Origin of the sequence: Streptomyces sp. TLI_146, assembly GCF_002846415.1 — a bacterium.
Taxonomy (GTDB): Bacteria; Actinomycetota; Actinomycetes; order Streptomycetales; family Streptomycetaceae; genus Streptomyces.
Genome location: NZ_PJMX01000002.1, coordinates 51,890 through 72,050, shown reverse-complemented (window position 1 = coordinate 72,050; position 20,161 = coordinate 51,890). Strand labels below are relative to the sequence as shown.

General features: G+C 72.5%; 17 protein-coding genes and 1 pseudogene. 10 read left to right on the top strand and 8 right to left on the bottom strand.

Annotated elements, in window-relative coordinates; genetic code table 11:
* Positions 1-22: 22 nt before the first annotated feature.
* The 3 genes and pseudogenes from asnB to BX283_RS39305 all read left to right on the top strand — a co-directional run bounded on the left by asnB (position 23) and on the right by BX283_RS39305 (position 4,279).
* The gene (asnB, locus tag BX283_RS39315; RefSeq protein ID WP_101392978.1) at positions 23-1,873 is read left to right on the top strand and encodes an asparagine synthase (glutamine-hydrolyzing); all 1,851 of its coding nucleotides are present in this window, start codon (positions 23-25) and stop codon (positions 1,871-1,873) included.
* Between the two features lie 11 nt (positions 1,874-1,884).
* Positions 1,885-3,140 (top strand): annotated as a pseudogene (locus BX283_RS39310) (cytochrome P450).
* 203 nt (positions 3,141-3,343) lie between these two features.
* Entirely contained in the window at positions 3,344-4,279 is a 936-nt protein-coding gene (locus BX283_RS39305; RefSeq protein ID WP_101392977.1) for an L-tyrosine/L-tryptophan isonitrile synthase family protein, read from the top strand.
* Positions 4,280-4,282: 3 nt separating this feature from the next.
* Here the strand turns inward: BX283_RS39305 and BX283_RS39300 are convergent, their stop codons facing one another.
* Entirely contained in the window at positions 4,283-8,674 is a 4,392-nt protein-coding gene (locus BX283_RS39300; RefSeq protein ID WP_101393048.1) for a trypsin-like peptidase domain-containing protein, read from the bottom strand.
* A 45-nt stretch (positions 8,675-8,719) separates the two neighbouring features.
* Positions 8,720-9,097 carry a CU044_2847 family protein gene (locus BX283_RS39295; RefSeq protein WP_101392975.1) on the bottom strand — a complete coding sequence of 126 codons (378 nt, stop codon included), beginning with the start codon at positions 9,095-9,097 and terminating at the stop codon, positions 8,720-8,722.
* A 234-nt stretch (positions 9,098-9,331) separates the two neighbouring features.
* Between BX283_RS39295 and BX283_RS39290 the strand changes: the two genes are divergently transcribed.
* Positions 9,332-10,444, top strand: a complete 1,113-nt coding sequence (locus tag BX283_RS39290) for an esterase family protein (protein ID WP_101392974.1) — start codon at positions 9,332-9,334, stop codon at positions 10,442-10,444.
* Positions 10,445-10,530: 86 nt separating this feature from the next.
* Here BX283_RS39290 and BX283_RS39285 read toward each other — a convergent pair whose 3' ends face one another.
* Complete coding sequence (locus tag BX283_RS39285; protein ID WP_101392972.1) at positions 10,531-11,295, bottom strand: SDR family oxidoreductase; 765 nt, start codon at positions 11,293-11,295, stop codon at positions 10,531-10,533.
* 284 nt (positions 11,296-11,579) lie between these two features.
* Positions 11,580-12,254, bottom strand: a complete 675-nt coding sequence (locus BX283_RS39280) for an HAD family hydrolase (protein WP_101392971.1) — start codon at positions 12,252-12,254, stop codon at positions 11,580-11,582.
* A 101-nt stretch (positions 12,255-12,355) separates the two neighbouring features.
* On the opposite strand from BX283_RS39280, the gene BX283_RS39275 reads away from it, so the two are divergent.
* The 4 genes from BX283_RS39275 to BX283_RS39260 all read left to right on the top strand — a co-directional run bounded on the left by BX283_RS39275 (position 12,356) and on the right by BX283_RS39260 (position 14,649).
* Entirely contained in the window at positions 12,356-13,570 is a 1,215-nt protein-coding gene (locus tag BX283_RS39275; protein WP_101392970.1) for a helix-turn-helix domain-containing protein, read from the top strand.
* A gap of 85 nt (positions 13,571-13,655) precedes the next feature.
* On the top strand, positions 13,656-13,898 hold the full coding sequence (locus BX283_RS39270) for a hypothetical protein (RefSeq protein ID WP_101392969.1): 243 nt from the start codon (positions 13,656-13,658) through the stop codon (positions 13,896-13,898).
* The gene (locus BX283_RS39265; RefSeq protein WP_101392968.1) at positions 13,898-14,389 is read left to right on the top strand and encodes a hypothetical protein; all 492 of its coding nucleotides are present in this window, start codon (positions 13,898-13,900) and stop codon (positions 14,387-14,389) included. Before BX283_RS39270 ends, BX283_RS39265 begins: the two co-directional genes overlap by 1 nt.
* The gene (locus BX283_RS39260; RefSeq protein ID WP_101392967.1) at positions 14,386-14,649 is read left to right on the top strand and encodes a hypothetical protein; all 264 of its coding nucleotides are present in this window, start codon (positions 14,386-14,388) and stop codon (positions 14,647-14,649) included. The genes BX283_RS39265 and BX283_RS39260 overlap by 4 nt, the downstream gene beginning before the upstream one ends.
* Before the next feature lie 134 nt (positions 14,650-14,783).
* Here BX283_RS39260 and BX283_RS39255 read toward each other — a convergent pair whose 3' ends face one another.
* The 4 genes from BX283_RS39255 to BX283_RS39240 form a co-directional block, all read right to left on the bottom strand.
* Positions 14,784-15,110, bottom strand: a complete 327-nt coding sequence (locus BX283_RS39255) for a nuclear transport factor 2 family protein (RefSeq protein ID WP_101392966.1) — start codon at positions 15,108-15,110, stop codon at positions 14,784-14,786.
* A 49-nt stretch (positions 15,111-15,159) separates the two neighbouring features.
* Positions 15,160-15,729, bottom strand: coding sequence for a transcriptional regulator (locus tag BX283_RS39250; RefSeq protein WP_101392965.1), 570 nt, complete (start codon positions 15,727-15,729; stop codon positions 15,160-15,162).
* A gap of 1 nt (position 15,730) precedes the next feature.
* Positions 15,731-17,305: a helix-turn-helix transcriptional regulator gene (locus BX283_RS39245; RefSeq protein ID WP_101392964.1), complete on the bottom strand. Its 1,575-nt coding sequence runs from the start codon at positions 17,303-17,305 to the stop codon at positions 15,731-15,733.
* Positions 17,306-17,382: 77 nt separating this feature from the next.
* Entirely contained in the window at positions 17,383-18,147 is a 765-nt protein-coding gene (locus BX283_RS39240) for an SDR family oxidoreductase (RefSeq protein ID WP_101392963.1), read from the bottom strand.
* A gap of 317 nt (positions 18,148-18,464) precedes the next feature.
* On the opposite strand from BX283_RS39240, the gene BX283_RS39235 reads away from it, so the two are divergent.
* A complete protein-coding gene (locus BX283_RS39235) occupies positions 18,465-19,286 on the top strand; it encodes a sigma-70 family RNA polymerase sigma factor (RefSeq protein ID WP_257584546.1) in 822 nt (273 codons plus the stop codon).
* 126 nt (positions 19,287-19,412) lie between these two features.
* Positions 19,413-20,060, top strand: coding sequence for an HAD-IA family hydrolase (locus tag BX283_RS39230; RefSeq protein WP_101392961.1), 648 nt, complete (start codon positions 19,413-19,415; stop codon positions 20,058-20,060).
* Positions 20,061-20,161 lie beyond the last annotated feature (101 nt).

Below are 20,161 nucleotides of genomic sequence, written 5' to 3'. Positions count from 1 at the left end.
TGCCCGACCCTGGAGTTGCCCCATGTGCGGAATCACCGGCTGGGTGTCCTTCCGTCCTGACACCCATGACGGCCTTGACGCCCGCGCCCGTACGCCCGTCATCGAGGCCATGACCGCCGCCCTCACCCCGCGCGGCCCCGACGCGGGCGGCGTCTGGCTCGACGAGCACGCCGCGATCGGCCACCGGCGCCTGTCCGTCATCGACCTGGCGGGCGGCGTCCAGCCGATGCCCGACCGGCCCGACGCCCCCACCGCCGTCCTGTCCTACAGCGGCGAGGTCTACAACCACCACCAACTGCGCGCCGAACTACGGCAGTTGGGGCACACCTTCCACACCCGCAGCGACACCGAGGTGGTGCTGCGCGCCTACGCCCAGTGGGGCACCTCGCTCGCCGACCACCTCGACGGCATGTTCGCCTTCGCCGTGTGGGACGCGCGCGAGCAGCGCCTGCTGCTCGTCCGCGACCGGCTCGGCGTCAAGCCGCTGTTCTGGGCGGCCGTCGACGGCGGCCTGGCCTTCGCCTCCGAGCCCAAGGCCCTCTTCTGCCACCCCGAGATACACCCCCGGGTGGACGCGGACGGCCTGCGCGAGGCGTACAGCCTGCTGTTCAACACCGGCCCCACGGTGTGGTCGGGCGTTCGGGAGGTGGAGCCCGGCTCGCTGCTCGTCCTGGACCGGGGCGGCATCCGCGAACGCCGCTACTGGCAGCTGGAGGCGGGCGTCCACGGCGACGACAAGGACACCGCCGTCGACCGCGTCCACCACCTCGTCTCCACGACCGCACGCACCCAGCTGGAGGCCGACGTCCCGCTGTGCAGTCTGCTGTCCGGCGGCATCGACTCCACCGTCCTGACCGCGCTGCTCGCCGACGAACTGCGGCTACGCGAGGGCCCGGGCGCCCGGATCCGCTCGTACGCCGTCGACTACAGCGACCAGGCCGAGCAGTTCACCGGCGATGTGCTGCGCACCGGCCACGACACCCCGTACGCGATCGAGGCGGGCGCCCACATCGGCACCGACCACAGCACGGTCGTACTGGACCCGCGCGCCCTGCTCGACATCGAGCACCGCAGGGCGGTCGTGGTGGCCCGGGACTCGCCGATCGGCGTCGGCGACATGGACACCTCGCTGTACCTCCTCTTCGGGGAGATCCGCCGGCACTCCACGGTCGCCCTGTCCGGGGAGGCGGCCGACGAGGTGTTCGGCGGCTACCCCTGGTTCCACAACCCCAAGGCGCTCGCCGCGCCCACCTTCCCCTGGCTGCTGGTCACCGGCGACGAGGCGGCGATGCCGCTCGACCCGGATCTGGGCCTGCGCATCGGGGAGTTCCGCGACGACACCTACCGCAGCGCGCTGGCGGCCGTGCCGCACGCCGACGGCGAGAGCCCCGCCGAGCACCGCCAGCGCGAGATGCAGCACCTGTCGCTGACCCGCTGGCTGCGCCAGCTCCTGCACCGCAAGGACCGGCTCAGCATGGCGCAGGGCCTGGAGGTGCGCGTCCCCTACTGCGACCACCGCCTCGTCGAGTACGCCTTCGCCACCCCGTGGGCCCTCAAGAGCTTCGACGGCCGCGAGAAGAGCCTGCTGCGGGCGGCGGGCGCGGGCCTGGCCCCGGAGTCGGTGCTGTGGCGGCCCAAGAACCACTATCCGGCCACCCACCACCCCGACTACAACCGCGGGCTTCAGGACATGGCCCGCGACGCGCTGGACGCCTGTGGCGGCCGGGTCCGCGACCTCGCCGACGAGACGCTGATCAAGCCGTGTCTGGACGCCCCGCCCGAGCAGTTGCCGTGGGGCCACCGGCTCCGCCTCGAACGCGTCGTCGACCTCGCCCTGTGGCTGGATCACCACCAGCCCGAACTCGCCCTCTGAGGAGCGCTTTCATGACCATCCAGGAACCGCTGCCGGTCACCGGCCCGGCTGCCGATGCCGTCCCGCTCATGGGCTGCCCGTACAAGCAGGATCCGTACCCCCTCTACGAGCAGATGCGCGAGGACGGCCCGATCCACCGCGTCCTGTTCCCCAGCGGGGTGAACGCCTGGCTCGTCACCGGGTACGACGCCGCCCACGCCACGCTGAACGACGAGCGGCTCGGCAAGAACCACGACCGGGGCAACGACCGCTGGCGGGCCCGCGCCTCGATCATGCCCGAGCCGCAGCACTCCCAGCTCCAGGTCCACCTGCTGCACCAGGACCCGCCCCGGCACACGCGGATGCGGCGCTATGTGACGGACGCGTTCACCCCGCGCCGCGTCGACGCCCTGCGGCCCCGCTTCCAGGAACTGGCCGACGCGCTCGTCGACGCCCTGCCCGAGACGGGCCCCGCCGACCTGGTGGCGGGCTTCGCCGCGCACTTCCCCTTCCAGGTCCTGGCCGAGACCATCGGCCTCCCGGCGCCGCTGGCCGCCCGCTTCGACCGCGACTGGGGCAAGGTCGTCCAGCCGGTGGGCCCCACCGATCCGGGGCGGCCGATGTACGAGGCGCGGCTGCACGGCCTCCAGAGCTATATAGCCGAGGTCGTCGCCCACAAGCGCGAGGACGCGGGCGACGACCTGCTCGGTCGTCTGGTGGCCGCCCGTGACGAGGGCGAACTCACCCAGGAGGAGCTGGACTCCATGATCTTCCAGCTCCTGGTCGCGGGCCAGGAGCCGGTCACCAACCAGATCACCACCGCGCTGATCGCCCTGCTGCGCCACCCCGGCCAGCTGGCCCGGCTGCGCGACGACGCGGCGCTGCTGCCGCGCGCGGTCGAGGAACTCCTGCGGTACGACAGCGCCTTCGAGCTCACCACCTGGCGCTTCCTCGCCGAGGACGACGATCTGCACGGCACGGCCGTACCCGCCGGGGACTCGGTCATCGTCTCCCTGTGCGCGGCCAACCGGGACCCGCGCCGCTTCGAGAACCCGGACGAGCTCGTCCTGGACCGCTCCCCAACCCCCACCTGGCCTTCGGCCACGGAATCCACTTCTGCCCCGGCGCCGCACTGGCCCGCGCCGAGCTCCAGATCGCCCTGGGCACCCTGCTGACCCGGCTGCCGGGGCTGCGGCTCGCCGTCGCGGACGAGGACCTGGAGTGGATCCAGGCGGTGCTGGGACGGGGGACGGTGCGGCTGCCGGTGGCGTACGACAGGCGCGTCTGACGCCGTCGGAAGTGCCGTGACCTGTCTGCGGGCCGTCCTGGGCCGGTCGCGCCCACGCGGCGGAGCCGCACAGGTCACAGCCCCGCGCCCCTAAAGGGGCGCGGTACAGCAACGCACTTCCCCGAGCCCGCTCGGCCCGGCGCCCGGCACACCGCCGAGGCGCCATCCCGCCATGCCCCTACGCCCTCTCGGAGAGAACCCCCATGCCGCTGACCACCGCACCGGACCGTGTCTCCACGAGCCTGAGCGCCTCGATCCTGAACCTGCTGCTGCCCCACCACCGCACGACCGACCACCACGAATCCGCCGTCGACGCGGAGGCGTTCGGGCACCAACTGCGCCGGATAGCGGCCTTCGTACGGGCCGGGGCGCCCGTGGTCTTCACCCTGCCGGGCTTCCCCTGCAAGTCCCCCAACCCGGCGAAGGTGCTCGGCCACCTCCCCGACCAGGGCGAACGCCTGTCGCTGCGGTTCCTGGACGCCCTGTGCAGAGACATCGGCCGGATATACCCACCGGGCGCCCGTATCGTCATCTGCTCCGACGGCCATGTCTTCGGGGACCTCATACACGTCCCCGACGACCACATCGACGCGTACTCCGACGAGTTGCGGGCCCTCATCGCCACGTCCGACCTGGACCGGCTCTCCGTCTTCGACCTACGCGACGTCCTCGGCGATTTGTCGCACCCCGCCAAACGCACCCACGTCCATGACCGTTACGCCCCGAGCGTGGAGACCCTGCGCGCCGAGGTCCGTACGGACGAGCAGACCCTCGCGCTGTACCGGGGCATCACCCGCTTCCTGGTGGAGGACACGGCGGGTTTCACGGGTACGCGGTCCGCCCTCCAACGCGCATGCCGTACCCGCGCGTACGGCGTCATCCAGCGCAGCCGCGCCTGGGGCGACCTGATAGCGGCCCACCACCCCGACGCGGTACGCCTGTCCATCCACCCCCAGCCGGTCGGCGCCCCCAAGTTCGGCATCCGCCTCCTGGACACGCCCGACGCCTGGACGACCCCGTGGCACTCGGCGGCGCTGCGGCGCGCGGACGGCACCTGGACGCTGATGCCGAGCGCGGCGGCGGCCCGGCTCGGGCGCCTCGTCCACCAGGACGGGCGGCCGAGCCACTTCGAGGCGTAGGACTCACCCGGCGGGCGCCGGGCAGATCCGCTTCGGCAGGCCGCCCGCCAGGCTCCGGCGCTCCTCCGGGTCGAGGTCGCGGCCCAGGACCTCGCACACCCGGGCCCTCCAGCGGCCGGGGTCGAAGCGGAGCAGGTCCACCCGCCCGTCCTGGCCGGTCCGCAGCAGGACCTTGGCGTCCTTGGGGGCCGCGATGAACGTCTGGGGGGTGTCGAAGTCGTACGACCGGACCTGGCCGGGGTCGGACGCCTGGACGAAGCGGATGGAGTTCCCGTTGGCCAGGACGAATTCGGAGCTGTCGCCCACGAATCCGCCCCTGTAGTCGCTGAACTGCTTGAGCGGTCCGATCGGCCCATACACCTTCTCCGGCTTTCTCCCGGGCCGCAGCGACCACAGCTCCACCATGTCGCCGCCCGTGCGCACCGCCGCGTACCGTCCGCTGCGGTCGAAGCCCGCGTCGGTGACGTCCGGGCCCAGGGTGAGGCTCAGTGCCTTGTCCTCGCTGCCCGTTCGCAGGTCGACGGCGTGGACGGCCGGGTCCCCGGAGATGATGACCTGTACGTGGCCCGGCGCGGGGTGGCGGAACAGCCTGAACTTGGGGTGCTTGTCCTCGCTGATCCCCGCGTCGCCCACCTCGAACGGTCGCGACAGGCGTTTTCCGGTGCGGGCGTTCCAGTGCTCGACGAGGCTGCCGGAGACGGTGACGAGCTCGTTGTCGGCGGTGAACACGTACTCCGCCTTCTCCGGCTCGCCCTCCGTGTCGAGGGGCGGCTCGGCGGTGCTGATCCGCGCCACCGCGCGCAAGGTGGAGGTGTCCCGGATCATCACCGTGGTGCGGCCGACGAGGTCGGCCAGCAGCGTCTCGGCCCGGTTGATCTTCAGGTCGGACAGCTGCTGCGGGTCCGTCGCCGGGTCGCGTGCCACCTCGGCGAGGCGGCGGGGCGGGCCGGGGCCGTCGAACGACTCCTCGGTCGTGTCCATCAGCACCAGCTGTTCGCCCTTCGAACCCACGTGGGCGAGCATCTTGTCGCCGCTGTCGAGCAGCACCGGCGTGGTGGGGATGTGGGTCGTGTCCATCCCCAGCGACCACCCGGTGACGGCGGTCTCCTCCCAGGCGGCCATGGTGAGCGCGAGCTCCCGCCCGAGGAGGCGCATGTTGCTGAGCGACGTGACCCTGGGGCCGAACAGCGGCTTGACCTCCCTGCCCGGGCGGGTGTCGACCAGGTGCCAGCCGCCGCCCTGGTGCACCGCGTACCGCTCGCCCGTCCGGTCGATGGCCAAGCCGTGGCAGGGCGCGTCGGCGGTGTGGCGGTGGATCCGGCGGCCATCGGCGACCCGGACGGCCTGGTAGACGGGGGTGCTCACGGTGGCGCCCGCCTGGCAGACGACCAGGACGCCGCCGTCGCCGGACAGACCGAGCTGCGCGAGTCGCGAGTCCGTGTAGGCCCGCTCCGCCAGCTGGCGGGTCCTGCCCGTGGCGATGTCGACCGCCACCATCGTCGACTCCTGGGGCGAGGGGCCGGGCCGCTGGGTCACCAGGGTGTTCTCGTCGGGGCCGTACCAGACCGCCTCGGTCTTCGGTCCGGACGGGAGCAGTTGCCGCCGCGTCTTCGTCCGCAGGTCCCACAGCCACAGCCGCCCGCCGTCGTCGACCGCCACCGCCCGGGCGCCGCTCGGGGACAGGGCGGCCATGCCGGCCGAGCCCGCGAACAGCCCGCCGACGGCCTTGAAGGCGCCTTCGCCGTCGATCCGCCCCGTGCTCGTCAGCAGGTGTTCCGCGTCCCGGGCCGCCGGATCCACGTCGTGCCAGAACAGCGTCCCGTCCTTCGCCCCCAGGTAGGCGATCCGCCGGCCGTCCCGGCTCACCATCGGGCCACGGGCCTTGTCCGGCAGGCGCAGCGGCGTGCGCAGGACCCTGCCCCGGGCACGTACGTACAGCGTCGCGCGGCCCTCCTTGGTCGTCACCAGCGTCACGGCGCCGTCCGGACTCATCGCGACCGCGTCGATCTTCCCCTGAACACCCGTCAGCACCCAGTCGGCGTCCTTGAACTGGTCGTAGCGGCGCAACAGCGCGCTGCGGGCCTCCTGGGTGGGGGCGATGTCGTACGCGGCGATCGCGGCCAGGGCGGCCTGCCCCGGGTCGGTCGTGGTGAGGTCGCGAGACATGCTGGCCAGGGCGCGCGAGCGGGCCTCGGCCCGGCGCTGGTCGCTGACGTGCGACTGGTAGACCAGGAACGTGCCGAGCCCGGCGATCAGCGCGAGCACCAGGGCGGCGGCGGTCCAGGCGGCGCGCAGCCGGGTGCGGCGGGCGCGGTGGCGGCGGCGGGCCAGCGCCAGGAACTCCCGCTCCCGCTCGCTCAGTTCGCGCTCACGCCCGCCGAGCCAGTGCTCGGTCGCGGCGAGCTGGCGCGGGCCGGGCAGCAGATCGGCCCGGCGGCCGCCGCGCTCCCAGCGCCTGCGGTCGTGGACCAGTTCCGCCCGGCCCGCCAGGAACTCGGCGTCGGCCCTGACCTGGCGGCGCAGCGCGGGCCAGGCGGTGACCAGTGCCTCGTGGGCGAGTTCGGCGGTCTGAGGCTCCTCCTCGCCGCCGTGCAGGACGAGCAGGCGCCGCTCGGCGAACGCCCGTGCCAGGGCCCACCGCTCCTCGCCCGCCTCCTGCCGGGTGAGCCTGCGCCTGAGCGGGGTGTCGCTGCCGGGGTGCACCCGGACCAGGCCGGTGAGCAGCCGCAGCGCCTCGGCCTCCGTCCCCTCGACCGCCGCCCTCTCGCCTTCCGTCCCCTCCTCTTCCCTCCCGGGGCGCACGATCTCGCGCCAGGCCCGCTCGGAGTGGAGTTCCAGTGCGCCGCGTACGCCGCCCATCTCCTCGTACGCCGCCGAGCGCAGCCGTCCGCTGGCCCGCCGCTCCCACAGCTGTTCCAGGACGAAACCGAGCAGCGGCAGGATGCCCGGCTCGCCGCCCGCGTCGTCGAGGATGCGCCGCTCCAGGCCCGGGTCGTACGCCACCGCCGGGACCTGTTCCAGCGGCCGGACGACGACCTCGCGCAGCTGGTCGCGGGACATCGGCGTCAGCGGCAGCGTGGCGCCGGAGCGCAGGGCGGGGCCCAGGCGCGGGTGTTTGAGCGTCGCGTCCATGAAGTCGGAGCGCAGGGTGAGCAGGACGCGCGACCCCGGTGCGGGGTGGGCGGGAAAGAGCAGGTCGGCGGCTTGGGCGAGCTCGTCGTCGGTACGGTCGAGGAGCGCCTCGGCCTGGTCGAGGACGATCAGGAGCCTGCCGGAAGGGCTGCCCGTGGCCCGGTGGAGGGCGTCGGCGAGGCCGAGCGAGGCGAGCCAGGTCTCGACCTGGTCGGCGCTGGAGGCCCGGGCGGGCAGCCCGTAACTGCCGGAACGTATCCGCTCGTACAGCTCGGTGGCGATCGCGGCCCGGGGGGAGGCGATGCGCCCGGCGTTCACCACCAGCACGTCGTATCCGGCCTGCCGCATCCGGGGGGCCACTCCGGCCAGGGCCAGGGAGGACTTGCCCGAGCCCGACGGCCCGTACAGGGTGACCGTCCGGTGCTCACCCCGCAGGGCGCGGACCACCTCCTCGATGTCGTCGTCCCGCCCGAAGTAGACGTCCGCGTCGCTCTCCTGGAAGGTGGCGAGCCCCCGGAACGGCGGGGCGGGGCTGAGGACGGCGGCGAGCGCGGGCACCTCCCTGAGCAGGGTGCGGGTGCTGAGCACGAAGGCCTGCTGGGCGTCCTGTTCGGGCTGGGCCGCCACGACGAGGCCGACGGCGGCGCCGAGTTCGTTGTCCCAGACGGGGGTGCCGCTGAAGCCCCGTCTGACGTGGGCGCTCTGCCCGTCGGCCCGGGAGAGCTGGATCCAGCCCTCGCTGGTGGCGCCGCTGAACCTGCCCCGGAACCACATCTCGCCCGGCTCCCCGCCGGTGAAGCCGACGGCGCGGGCGCCGTGCTCCCAGACGGTGTCGGGGTCGGCCATGGGGAGGGGGGAGGTGCCGGGGACGGGCTCGGGCAGGCGCAGGACGGCTATGTCGCCGGTGCGGTCGGGGCGGGTGGGGATCCAGTGTTCGACGGTGGCGGTGGTGGGGGGACGGGCGGGGGGCGGGGCCGGGGGGTCGTCGTGGCCTGCCCCTGTTTCGGCTTCGGCCGCCGCGTTCGCCCCGGTCCCGCTCGCCCCGGTCCCGGCCAGCGGGAAGTCGACGGTGAGCACGGCTCCCGCCGCCACGGTCTCCTGGCGGGGCCGTCCCAGTGCGTCGGAGACCACGTGGGCGCAGGTCACCACCAGATCGGGGGCGACGAGGGCGCCCGCGCCGCAGACCGCGCCGCCGCGCCCCGCGATCCGTACGACCGTCGAGGCCAGCACCTCGTCCGCGCTCCGTGCCTGCGCCCCCGTCACCACGACCTCCGCGTCCTCGCGCCACCGCGATGGCGGGACACCTGGTCAACTCCCTTGCGGAGCATCGTCGGCCGTCCCGCCTCGGGTGTCACTCCTGTTCCAGGTCAGAGTCACGGAGAAATTGGCCTCCGTGGCGGTGCTGGCGATGACGACGTCCGCCTCGGCCGACAGCGACACCCCGAATTCGAGGGTGATCTCGTCGGGCGAGTTCGCCAGATCCCGGAACCGCCCCACGAAGCTCTCCGCGACGGGCCGTACGGTGTCGAGCATCTGCCCGAACGTCCGCTGGGCCCGGTTGACGGACCCGTCGCCCCGCCCCACCCGTACCAGGCTCTCGTCCACCTCGCGGACCTGGACGCGTATCGTCTCGTCGCTGCCTTCGGCCAGGGGCACTTCGACCGTACGGACAAGGCGTTCGCTCACGGCATCCTCCAGTTCGTCGGGCTGGGGATCATAGCCAGCGGGCGCGGGGCACCCGGCGGCGGCCCGGGGAACGGATCGCCCGCGAACGCCATCTACCGGGGTGCGCACCGCCAGGACGGTAGAACTGGGCGAAGGGAACCCCGGTCACCGTCGGGCTTGCGGCCATCCGGCTTCCGGTCATCCGCCTTCCGTCCATCCGCCTTCCGTCCATCCGACAGAGAGTCACCACGGTTCATGGGCCTCACAAGTACCACCGTTCTGCTGCTGGCCGTGATCTGCACGGTGCTGCTGTTCGCCGCCACGATCTGGGTGTGGCCGTTCCTGGCGCGGCGGGGGTGGATGCCGGTGGTGGGCCGGGTGGGTCTGGTCCTGGCGATCCAGGTGCTGCTGTTCTCGTCGGTGGGCCTCGCGGCGAACAGGACGTTCCTCTTCTACGGGTCGTGGGCGGACCTCTTCGGGAAGCAGTCGGGCGTGGGGGTCCTCGGCACGCAGGCCATCGGCAACCCCGGGGTGAAGCTGGTCAGCAAGGAGGAGGTCCCCGTTCCGGGGTCCGGGACGCCGCACCTCAGCGGCGAGGTGCAGAAGATCTCGGTGCAGGGGGAGCGGTCGCGGATCGTCAGCCCGGCGTACGTGTATCTGCCGCCGGAGTACTTCCAGAAGGAGTACGAGACGAAGACCTTCCCCGCGGCCGTCGTCCTCACCGGCTTCCCCGGCACCGCCGAGAACCTCCTCAAGGGGCTGCGCTACCCCAAGACGGCGTGGATGCAGGTCAAGCAGAAGAAGATGCAGCCGATGATCCTGGTGATGATGCGGCCGACGGTGGCTCCGCCCCGTAACACCCAGTGCATCGACATCCCCGGCGGCCCGCAGACGGAGACGTTCTTCGCCAAGGACCTGCCGAAGGCGATCTCGGGCACGTTCCGGGTCGGGACGGCGCCACGCAACTGGGGTTTCATGGGGGATTCGACGGGCGGCTACTGCGCGCTCAAGCTGGCCCTCCAGCACCCCGAGGCGTACGCGGCCGGGGTGGGTCTGTCCGCCGACTACAACGCGGAGGTGGACCGCGACTCGGGCGACTTGTTCCATGGCGACAAGTCCGCGCAGAAGCGCGCCAACCTGCTGTGGAGCCTGGACCATCTGCCGCAGGGCCACTCGTCGTTCCTGGTCACGACGTCGAAGCACGGCGAGACCAACTACCGGGCCACCCAGCAGTTCATCGCGAAGGTGCGCAGCCCCGCCCGTGTCTCGTCGATCACGCTGGATACGGGCGGGCACAACTTCAACACGTGGCGGCGGGAGATCCCGCCGGCGCTGGGGTGGCTGAGCGGGCGGCTGCGGGCGCAGTGACCTCCGGTCGGTTACGCGCCGGCTGCGGGCGCAGTGGCCTCCGGTTGGTTACGCGCCGGCTGCGGGCGCAGTGGCCTCCCGGCCGGTCACGCGACCCGCTCGGCGAGGAAGTCCTCCCAGGTCCGCGTGCCGACCAGGGCGTGGTCGAGGGAGAGGTTGACGCCCGCGCGGTAGGCCTTCCCGGCCTTGCCCGGCACCCGGACGGGCATCATCAGCCGGTGCTTGCCGCGCGCCTTGAGGTATGTACGGTTGACCTCGCCCATCCCGTACACCTTGGGCCCGGCCAGGTCCGCGACCAGCCCCTGCGGTTCGCCGAGGGTCAACTCGACGAGCCGGGCAGCGACTTCCTTCGCGTCAACCGGCTGGAAACGAATGCCGCCGGGAACGGGAATGACCGGCATCTTGGCCATCTTCTCGGCCATGGTGAGCAGCAGGTCGTGGAACTGGGCGGCCCGCAGCGTCGTCCACGCGATCCCGGACTCCGCGATGGCCCGCTCGGCGCCGAGCTTGGCCTGGAAGTAGCCGAGGGGGACGGTGTCGGCGCCGATGACGGAGATGTAGACGATGTGCTTGACGCCGGCGCGGGTGGCGGCGGCGACGAGGTTACGGGTGGCGACGTCGTCCCCCTTGGGCCCGCCAGCAAGGTGCAGAACGGTCTCGACCCCGTCGAGGGCGGCATCGATCCCCTCCCCCTTGAGCAGGTCGCACCCCACGTACTCCACACCGCTGTCCCCGCTCTCGCGCGGATTCCGGCTCAGCACCCGCACGATACGCCCGGCCTCCCGCAGAAGGGGAACGACGTGCCCGCCGAGGGTGCCGGTGCCGCCGGTGACCAGGATGGGGTTCGTCATGACGCTTCACTCCAGAACTCGCTTCCGTGCCCCCACCGGTCCGGCGGGGTGAGCCGCGCTTCTCGGTGGCTCTGCTTCTGTGAAACGTGGGGGCGGGGGAACGTGACACGTTCGGGAGAACTTTTTTCGGAGGGGGTTGGTGACGGCCCTGCCGCCGCCGCTCACCCGCCCACTCATCACGGCGTGACAGCCGGTACGGCAGAGCCCGCAGACGCGAACACCGAACCGGCTAGCGGGACTTCACCGCAGGGGCCCGACCACGGCGACAAGACGGGTGAGCACCGTCAGCGGATGCCGTCCTGCACCAGCTGCACCAGCAGACCCGCATCCCGCAGATCCGGCAGCGCGGCATCGGCACCGGCCGCCTTGAGATCGGCTTCGCTGCTCTTGCCGGAGGCGACGGCGACGACCTGTACCCCGTGGGCCCGGCCGCCCTCGACGTCGGCCGGAGTGTCGCCGATCAGGATCGCGTCGGCCGCAGCGACGCCCGCCCGATCGAGGGTCAGTCGCACCAGGTCGGCGCGCTCGTCGGCGTCCTCTCCGTAAGCGCCGATCTCCCAGTCGATGTGTGCGTCCAGACCGAATACGGACAGCTTGACCTTGGCGACGCCTTGGATGTTCCCCGACACCACCGTCTGCCGGACGCCCGCCGCTGCCAGGGCACCCAGGGCCTCTGCGGCTCCGGGAAGTGCCCACCCCCGTTCCCGGAGCTCGGGCGCTCGCTTCAGATGCTGCTCTTCGAGGGCATGAGCGAACCGCTCGAAGTCGTTCCGGTCCGTGACCAGCCCGTGCAGCTTCGCGGTCTCCCGGAAGATGACCGGCTCGGTGATCCCGTCGATCTTCGCCTGCTCCCGCATCGGCACACCCGTCGCAGCCTCGAACGCCGCTGCCGACAGCTCCCGGCCCACCCCGCGCGTATCGATCAGCGTGTGGTCGATGTCCCACAGCACCAGCCGCATGTCGCCCTCCCCAACTGCCCGTGTGCCACTGGGTATCCAGAGTCCGCCCGAGCGGGCGCACAGCGTGCCCGCCCACCGGTTCTCGCCCTACGCTGACCACTATGGACTCACCGAGGCTGCCCGTCGGTGAGCGGATCGTGTACTACCGCCGGGAGAACGGCAACCGTACGCGAGCCGCCGTCGCCGGGCTCTGCGGCATCAGCGAGCGCTACCTCGCCTACATCGAGGGGGGTCAGCGCATCCCCTCCCACGACGTCCTCGTCCGTATCGCCGCTGAACTCGGGGTCCCCGTCAGCGCGCTCCTCACTGAAGACTCCGCGCCCGAACCAGCCGCTCCGCCGACCATCGCGCCCGCCGTCGCCCGAGCCCTCATGGGCTATGGAGCGCCCCGCTCCCGCGACGCCCTTCCGGTCGGGGAACTCCGCGATCGCGTCGAGGCTGCCTGGCGGATCTGGCAGACGTCCAGAACCCGCTTCACGGAAATCGCGACCGTGCTCCCGCCGCTCATCGCAGACGTCGAGCACGCCGCTCGCGCACACCGCCACGGGACGGACGACCTTGGGCGCCGCGACGTTCTGCGTACCGCCGCCGACCTCTACGGATTGACGCGCTCCTACTGCCGCCGCACCGGCCGCAACGACCTTGCCCTCGTGGTCGCCGACCGGGCCCTGCGCGCCGCCGAAGACGCCGATGATCCCATCCGTATAGCGGCAGCCAGCTGGAACATGGGGCACGTCATGCTCTCCGACCCGCGCGAAGGCGCCGTCGAAGAGGCCGCCGACATCGCCCTCTCGGCTATCGAAACCCTCACCCAAGGCAACGAGACCCGTGAAACAAGCGCCATGGCTGGGGCCCTCCAACTCGTCGCTGTCGTCGCCTGCGCCCGTCGCCGCCAGTGGTGGAAGGCACGCGACAGGCTCGCCGACCAGGCATGCGGCCTTGGCGACCGCGCGGGTGAGGGGAACGTTCAGCACACGGTGTTCGGCCCGACCAACGTCGCCCTGCACGCTCTGAGCATCGAGATGCTCGCCGGAGAGACGGGGGAGGCCTTGCGTGTCGCCGACAGCATCGACACCCACCGACTGCCAAGCCGCGAAAGGGCGTTCACGTTCACGCTTGAAGTGGCCCGCTGCTACGCCATGCGGCACGAAGACGCCGCGACCCTCGTCCACCTCCTACGCCTGGAGGAACTCTCCGCCGAAGACCTGGCTCGCAGCCCGGCTGCCCTCGATCTCCTTGCCGACCTGCGCAGACGAGCCCGGCCCACCTACCGGGACCAGGTGGACGCCCTCGCAGTGAGGGCTGGCCTGACATGAACGGAGAGTTCATGCGAACGCTCAGTTCATGGCGTGCGCCGTCGCAGCCCCTACCGTCTCCCCATCCCCGAGGAGACGAGGCGACATGCCCACCCGGCCCACCATCCCTTCCGCCACGGGCAACCACCTGGAGGCGGCCGAAATCGAGGACGCACCCAACCATCGGCCCATCGACCCGGCGCGGTACCGCCCCTGCGAGGTGTGCCACGAGCCGGGTGCCGACACCCCCACCCACATCTTCGTCGCCGACTCCGGCGCCAGCCACACCAGCTACGCGCACCGCGGCTGCGCCGAGGCGTCCGGGCCCGCCGGGGTGATCACGCCGTGATGAACCAGACCACCAGGGCCATCACCGACTGGCTCGCCGCCTCCCACGACGCCCCCGCCCAGGCCCACCGGGAGTTCGACGCCGGCATCGCACTGCTCCGCACCGGCACGCGGTTCGAAGCGATCCGCCTGCCCGCCCCCGTCGTCCACGCGGCCGCAGGCAGCGAAGACCCGGACACCGTCGCCGCGTTCCTCGCCACAGCCCTCCCCAGCGGGGCCGTCATCCACGACGCGTATGGGGTGGGGGTCTGGTACTACGCACTCGTCCCACCCGGCACCTACACCGCCTGGCGGACGCCGGGCGTCGAATGCCTACGCCCAGGAACCTGGCTGGGAGTCCCCCGCGTCGAACGGACCGCACGCCCCGGCCCGTACTGGGCCCTCCCACCCCGCGCCGTGGGCAGCCTGTGCGCGGCCCAGGCCGTCGCCGGCCTGGTCGCGCTCGGGCAGCACAGACTGCGCCAGACGCCGACACCGGAGCGGACGCCATGAGGTCCGTGATCCGCTACGCGGAATGGACGCTCGGCCCGGACACCACCCCCGGCGCCTCCGCACCGATCCACGTCATGGAGTGCACCACCTGCCTCGACACCTCCCCGCCCTCCGACACCCGCGACGGGCCGGAGGACTGGGCGATCCAGCACACCGCACGGCACCACGACCACACCGGCTTCCGCGCCGTCGTGACCTCCTTCGCCCGCGTCACCCCGGCCCCCGGCAACCCGCTCCACGCAGAGCCGACGTCTCGATGACGGCCGCTCCCCCCCCGGCGAGCAACAGCCCTCCCCCTGCGGCCACTTATCACGGCGTGATAACCCAGCAGCGTTCCCGGAGCCAACCAAGAGAGACAGAAGAAAGACAGCAGTCGTGATCCAAGGCCCGACAGTCAGCCGAGGAAGTCGACGCGGTCGATCAGGCCGTCGCGGACCCGGTAGGCGACCAGCACACGCAGGGGGTCGTCCGTGATGCCGTGGGCGATCTCGTGGTCCACCACCCAGTCGCCCTCGGTGAGCCGGCCAACGATCTCGGCCCGGCAGCGCCCCGCGGCGAACTGGTCGGCGTACGCCTCCCGCACGGCGTCGCGCCCGAGCAGGCGGTCGCCGCCGCGGCGGTTGACGCAGACGTCGGGGGCGTACGTCGCCGCGAAGGCTTCGAGGTCATGGCTGTTGTAGGCGGCGAGCTGGCGTTCGACGACGGTCTCCGGGGTGATCACCAGTTGATCATAAGGACGTGGAACGCCGACCACTTCGGCGGCGACGGCCTCACGCCGCAAACCCCACATTAGTCACATACTCATACTGCCCCCACTGCGACCCCAGGTCCTCGATGACGTCCGTCCACGCCCCGTCGAGCGCCTCCGCGTCCGCCGCCGCCCACGCCTCGACGATGCGGTCCCACCGGCGTACGTTCAGGGCCCGGTACTCCACCACCCGCTGCCGCGGCCGGGGCACCTGGGACTGGTTGAGGGGGTGCAGCTCCACCCGGGTGCCGCCCGCCGAGTTGAGGCGGCGCAGCAGGTGGCGGGCCACGTTGTGGCGGCGGACCGTCCAGTACGCGCGGTCGATGCGCTCCAGGTTCGCCGCGGTGGGGTTGCGCGCGCCCGCCAGCCACGCCCTGACCGTGCGGTCGGTCACCGTCAGGCCCGCCTCCCGCGCCGCCGCCCAGGCGTGCGGGGTACGCGTCAGGTAGTGCAGCCGCGCCAGCAGGCCCCGCCTGACCGTCACCGGCGTCGCGATGCCGCCCGCGAGCGAGTCCAGGACCCGGGACACGGCCTCGCTGCCCTTGATGCCGCGCGCCCCGTACTTGCCGAACTCATGGCTGTGCTCCGGCACTTCAGCCCTCCCCGCCCACCGCGCCGGCGGTGTACGTGTCCTTGACCTTGACCTCCGTCACGCCCCGGCCCTCCGCGAACACCTTGCGCCAGTCGCCGATCACATGGAGCTCGTCGGTGCCCATCGCCCGAACCACCGCCAGACCCTCGTCGTGCGCCTTGTACGCCTTCATCCAGAGGTTGGCGAACGCCTGGGAGCGGATGATGTGCATCCAGTCCGGACGGTACAGCTCGCGGTTGTAGTTGGACTCCCCCATCGTGGAGACGAACTTGGAGTACATCGCCTTCACGTACTCCAGCGTCACCTCGTCCCCGTCCGCGAGCGCCGCGTCACGGGCGTCCTTGAGGGCGATACGGAACTTCTCCAGGAGGTTCTCCGTCGCCCCGGACGTGAACGACTCGTGGATCTCGGGGGGTTCGCACAGCCCGTACTTCGGTCCCGACAGGCGTTGCAGCAGGCGCAGGGTCGGCTCGGTCACCCACAGCGGGCCGGGCTCCTCGCGGTTGCCGATCGGGTTCGGCAGGACGTCCTCGTGCTCCCACACCGGCGGTGTGATCAGGTGTACGCCCGCCCGGCGCCGGTCGTGCGCGAAGCCGGTGGAGTGCTCCAGCTGCCCGAGCGGGAGGTGGGTCTTCAGCGCGGAGAGGTACGCGCCGTTGATGTCCAGCGCCGTCACCTCGTGCTCCCCCGGCGGCAGCTCGCGCCGCGTCCACTTGGGGCGCGCCTCCCAGATCTGGTCGGCGCCCTTGGCCGTCTGCTTGCGCAGCACGTCCGGGATCCAGGGGTGGGCGATGATGTCGTAACGCGCCCCCTTGCGCGACTCGTCCAGCAGCCGCATCGCGTCCGGGATCGCCCGCTTGACCAGCGCGGCGGTGGCCGCCTCGACGTCCCCGTGATGCTCGGCGAGGGCCCCGCGCACGGCCTGGGTGACGAGGTCGGAGGGCTCGGGGCGGGGCGGCTGGAAGGCGCGGCGGGTGGGGGGTTTGGCCGACTCCGGGGGGCGCGCGGTGCGTGGTGTGTGCGTCGCGCGGGGCACGGCGGACTCGTTCGCTGTACGGGCCGGGGTCTGCGGGGCCGCCAGGACCTGGGGAGCCTGCGCGGCCACCGGGTCCTGCGCGACCGGAGCCGCCGCCGTCTCGCACTCCGCCGGATCCAGGTGCTGCGCGAACCCCGCCACCCGCTGCCGGGCCGGACGCCCGCACAGCACACACGGCTCGGGCGCACCGAGCGACTCGACGTCGTCCCCGGCCTCGTCCCCGGCCTCGCCCACCGGCGCGGACTCCAGCTCCGCCTCGACCTCCGGTTCAGGCTCCAGCTCCGGCTCCGGCTCGGACTCCTCCAGCCGCTCCCGCAACCCCTCCAGCAGATACGCGTACCGCGTACGCACCTCGCCCGACGGGTCACGGCCCGTCTCCCACCCCGTGACCGTCGACGGGCTCACCCCGAGCGCACGGGCGACCTGCGCCTTGGAGAGGCGGGCGGCCTCGCGCAGCCGCAGGCGCTGCTCGGGCGCCGGGAGCGCGGCCTCGGGACCCACCGAGGCGAGCAGCGAGTCGATCGCGTCGAAGTCGCTCACGGTCCCACCACCCCGTCCTTCACGTTCATGTTCTCGGCCATACGCAGGCCATACACAGGCCATCGCAGTCGCGCTGGCTAGCCTAGTCGTTCGGCGAGGAACGCCTCCCAGGTCCGCTCCCCCAGCACCGCGGTCCCGTCCAGGGACAGGTTCTCGCCCGCCCGGTAGGCCCGCCCCGCCTTGCCCGGCATGGGCACCGGCACCAGCAGCCGCCGCGTACCGCGCGCCTGGAGGTACGTACGGATCAGCTCCCCCATCCCGTACACCTTCGGCCCGGCCAGATCGGGCGCCTGCCCGGACGGCCCGGCCAGGGTCAGCGCCACCAGCCGGTCCGCCACGTCGCGCGAGTCGACCGGCTGGAAGCGCAGGCCCGCCGGAACGGGCACGACCGGCAGTTTGGCCGTCTTCCGCGCCAGCAGCAGGATCAGGTCGTGGAACTGGGCCGCGCGCAGGATCGTCCACGGGATGCCGGACAGCCGTACCGCCTGCTCGGAGGCGAGCTTCGTCCCGAACCACCCCAGCGGCACGCGGTCCGCGCCGATGACCGAGATGTAGACGAAGTGGCGCACCCCGGCGCCGGAGGCGGCCCGTACGAGGTTGCGGGTCGCCTCGTCGTCGCCCTTGGGTCCGCCCGCCAGGTGCACCACGGTGTCGGCGCCCTCGACAGCGGGCCCGAGCCCCTCGGGCCGCAGCAGGTCGGCGGCGACGTACTCGGCGCCGCCGCCGCCGTCGCGGCCGTGGCGGCTGAGCACGCGTACGTGGTGGCCCGCGTCCAGCAGGAGCGGCACGACGTGGCCGCCGAGCGTGCCGGTGCCACCGGTGACCAGGATCGTTGACGCCATCGCGGCTGCTCTCCTCGACTCGTTGCCGTGCCCATTGCCGTACGTACGTGGGCTCGTGGGCTGGTGGGCGCGTGGGCTCCCCGAAGAAGATGAGCAGGTCGGCGGTGATCTACTTCTCAGACACACCGCGCGTGAGGAAGGCGACCGGAGGAATGGGGCCAATGGACGAGCACATAACGCAGACGCCGGAGCCGACGCAGGAGCCGACGCGGACGCAGGAGCCGACGCGGACGGGCACGCAGGCGCCGGAGCAGACCCGGACGCTGACGGACCGTTTCGAACAGGACCGGTCCCATCTGCGTGCGGTGGCGTACCGGATGCTCGGCTCGCTCGCCGAGGCCGAGGACGCCCTGCAGGACGCCTGGCTGCGCGCGAGCCGCGCCGACATCGACGACGTCGAGAACCTCGGCGGGTGGCTGACGACGGTCGTGGCGCGGGTGTGCCTGAACATGCTCCGCTCCCGCCGCACCCGGGGCGAGGACCCGCTGGACGAGGCGGTCCCGGACGTCGAGAGCGGCCCCGGCCAGGAGGAGGGGCGGCCCGACCCCGAGCAGGAGGCGGTGATGGCCGACTCGGTCGGGCACGCGCTGCTGGTGGTGCTCGACACGCTCGCCCCGGCGGAGCGGCTCGCGTTCGTGCTGCACGACATGTTCGCCGTGCCGTTCGACCAGATCGCCCCGATGATCGAGAAGACCCCGGCCACCGCCCGCCAACTGGCCAGCCGCGCCCGCCGCCGCGTCGGGAGCGGCACCGCCGCGCCCGACCCCGACCTGTCCCGCCGCCGCCAGGTCGCCGAGGCGTTCCTGGCCGCCACCCGCGGCGGGAACTTCGAAGCCCTGGTCACCCTGCTCCACCCCGACGTGGTCCTGCGCGCGGACAAGGCGGTCGTCCCCAGCCCCGAGCCCATCTTCCTGGGCGGCGCCGTCACCGTCGCCAAGGCGGCGATGGCCGCGGTGGGCCGCGCCCGCTTCACCGGAGTGGCCCTCGTGGACGGCGCCCCCGGCCTCACCATGGCCCCCTACGGCCGCCTGCGCGTGGCGCTCCACTTCACCTTCGCCGACGACGCGATCACCGAGATCGACGTCATCGCGGAACCGGCACGCCTGCACGACCTGGACATCTCGGTGCCCGCCATCTGACGGCAACCGCTCCCCCGGCCCCGGCCAGACTCCACGAAAGCCGGGGCCGAGGGACACGCCCACGGGCCGCCACGGGCTGCGACCCCCCGCACGACCTGCACCGACACGCCGACTACGCTCCCGCTCATGCACCTGTCGGCCGACGCCATCCTCTTCGACAGCGACGAGACGCTCGTCTCCAGCATGCGTTCGGTCGTACGGGCGTGGACGCGGTGGGCCGAGACGTACGGCATGACCCTCCAGGACGTCGCCCGCGTCGAGGTGCACGGGCGGCCCGCCGCCGCGATCGTGGCCGAGCTGCTGCCCGCCGCCCAGGTCGCCGAGGCCGTGGCACGGCTGGAGGACGCCGAGGTCGCGGACGCGGCCGGGGGCGGCGTGGTGCCCGTACCGGGCGCGCCCGAACTCCTCGCCGCGCTCCCGCCGGACCGCTGGGCCGTGGTGACGTCCGGCACCCGGCGCGTGGCCGAGGCCCGCCTCGCCCAGGTCGGCATCCGCCCCGCCCACCTGATCACGGTCGACGACATCACCCACCACAAGCCCCACCCCGAACCGTTCCTCCTGGCCGCCGAACGCCTCGGCGTCGCCCCGGCCCGCTGCCTGGCCGTCGAGGACGCCCCCGCCGGCCTGGCCTCGGCCCGCGCCGCCGGAATGAGCACACTCGCCCTCACCAGCACCCACCGGCCCCACGAACTCGACGCGGACGCCACGGCCACCGACCTCACCGCCGTATCCGTACGGGTCACACCGACCGGCCTGGAGATCACCGTCAACTGACCGGTGCGTAAAGGGCAGAGCATTGCGCGCGCTTGGCACGGGCGTGCCTTCTCCCCGCCTATTGCGTTGTAAGGGCATGAATGTATGTCGAGTTCTCAGTA

Coding starts and splice junctions, on each gene's coding strand:
- BX283_RS39240 (WP_101392963.1), bottom strand. CDS start 18,147: ATGGCGTCAACGATCCTGGTCACCGGTGGCACCGGCACGCTCGGCGGC.
- BX283_RS39275 (WP_101392970.1), top strand. CDS start 12,356: ATGGACTCACCGAGGCTGCCCGTCGGTGAGCGGATCGTGTACTACCGC.
- BX283_RS39230 (WP_101392961.1), top strand. CDS start 19,413: ATGCACCTGTCGGCCGACGCCATCCTCTTCGACAGCGACGAGACGCTC.
- asnB (WP_101392978.1), top strand. CDS start 23: ATGTGCGGAATCACCGGCTGGGTGTCCTTCCGTCCTGACACCCATGAC.
- BX283_RS39280 (WP_101392971.1), bottom strand. CDS start 12,254: ATGCGGCTGGTGCTGTGGGACATCGACCACACGCTGATCGATACGCGC.
- BX283_RS39290 (WP_101392974.1), top strand. CDS start 9,332: ATGGGCCTCACAAGTACCACCGTTCTGCTGCTGGCCGTGATCTGCACG.
- BX283_RS39265 (WP_101392968.1), top strand. CDS start 13,898: ATGAACCAGACCACCAGGGCCATCACCGACTGGCTCGCCGCCTCCCAC.
- BX283_RS39305 (WP_101392977.1), top strand. CDS start 3,344: ATGCCGCTGACCACCGCACCGGACCGTGTCTCCACGAGCCTGAGCGCC.
- BX283_RS39270 (WP_101392969.1), top strand. CDS start 13,656: ATGCCCACCCGGCCCACCATCCCTTCCGCCACGGGCAACCACCTGGAG.
- BX283_RS39285 (WP_101392972.1), bottom strand. CDS start 11,295: ATGACGAACCCCATCCTGGTCACCGGCGGCACCGGCACCCTCGGCGGG.
- BX283_RS39235 (WP_257584546.1), top strand. CDS start 18,465: ATGCTCGGCTCGCTCGCCGAGGCCGAGGACGCCCTGCAGGACGCCTGG.
- BX283_RS39260 (WP_101392967.1), top strand. CDS start 14,386: ATGAGGTCCGTGATCCGCTACGCGGAATGGACGCTCGGCCCGGACACC.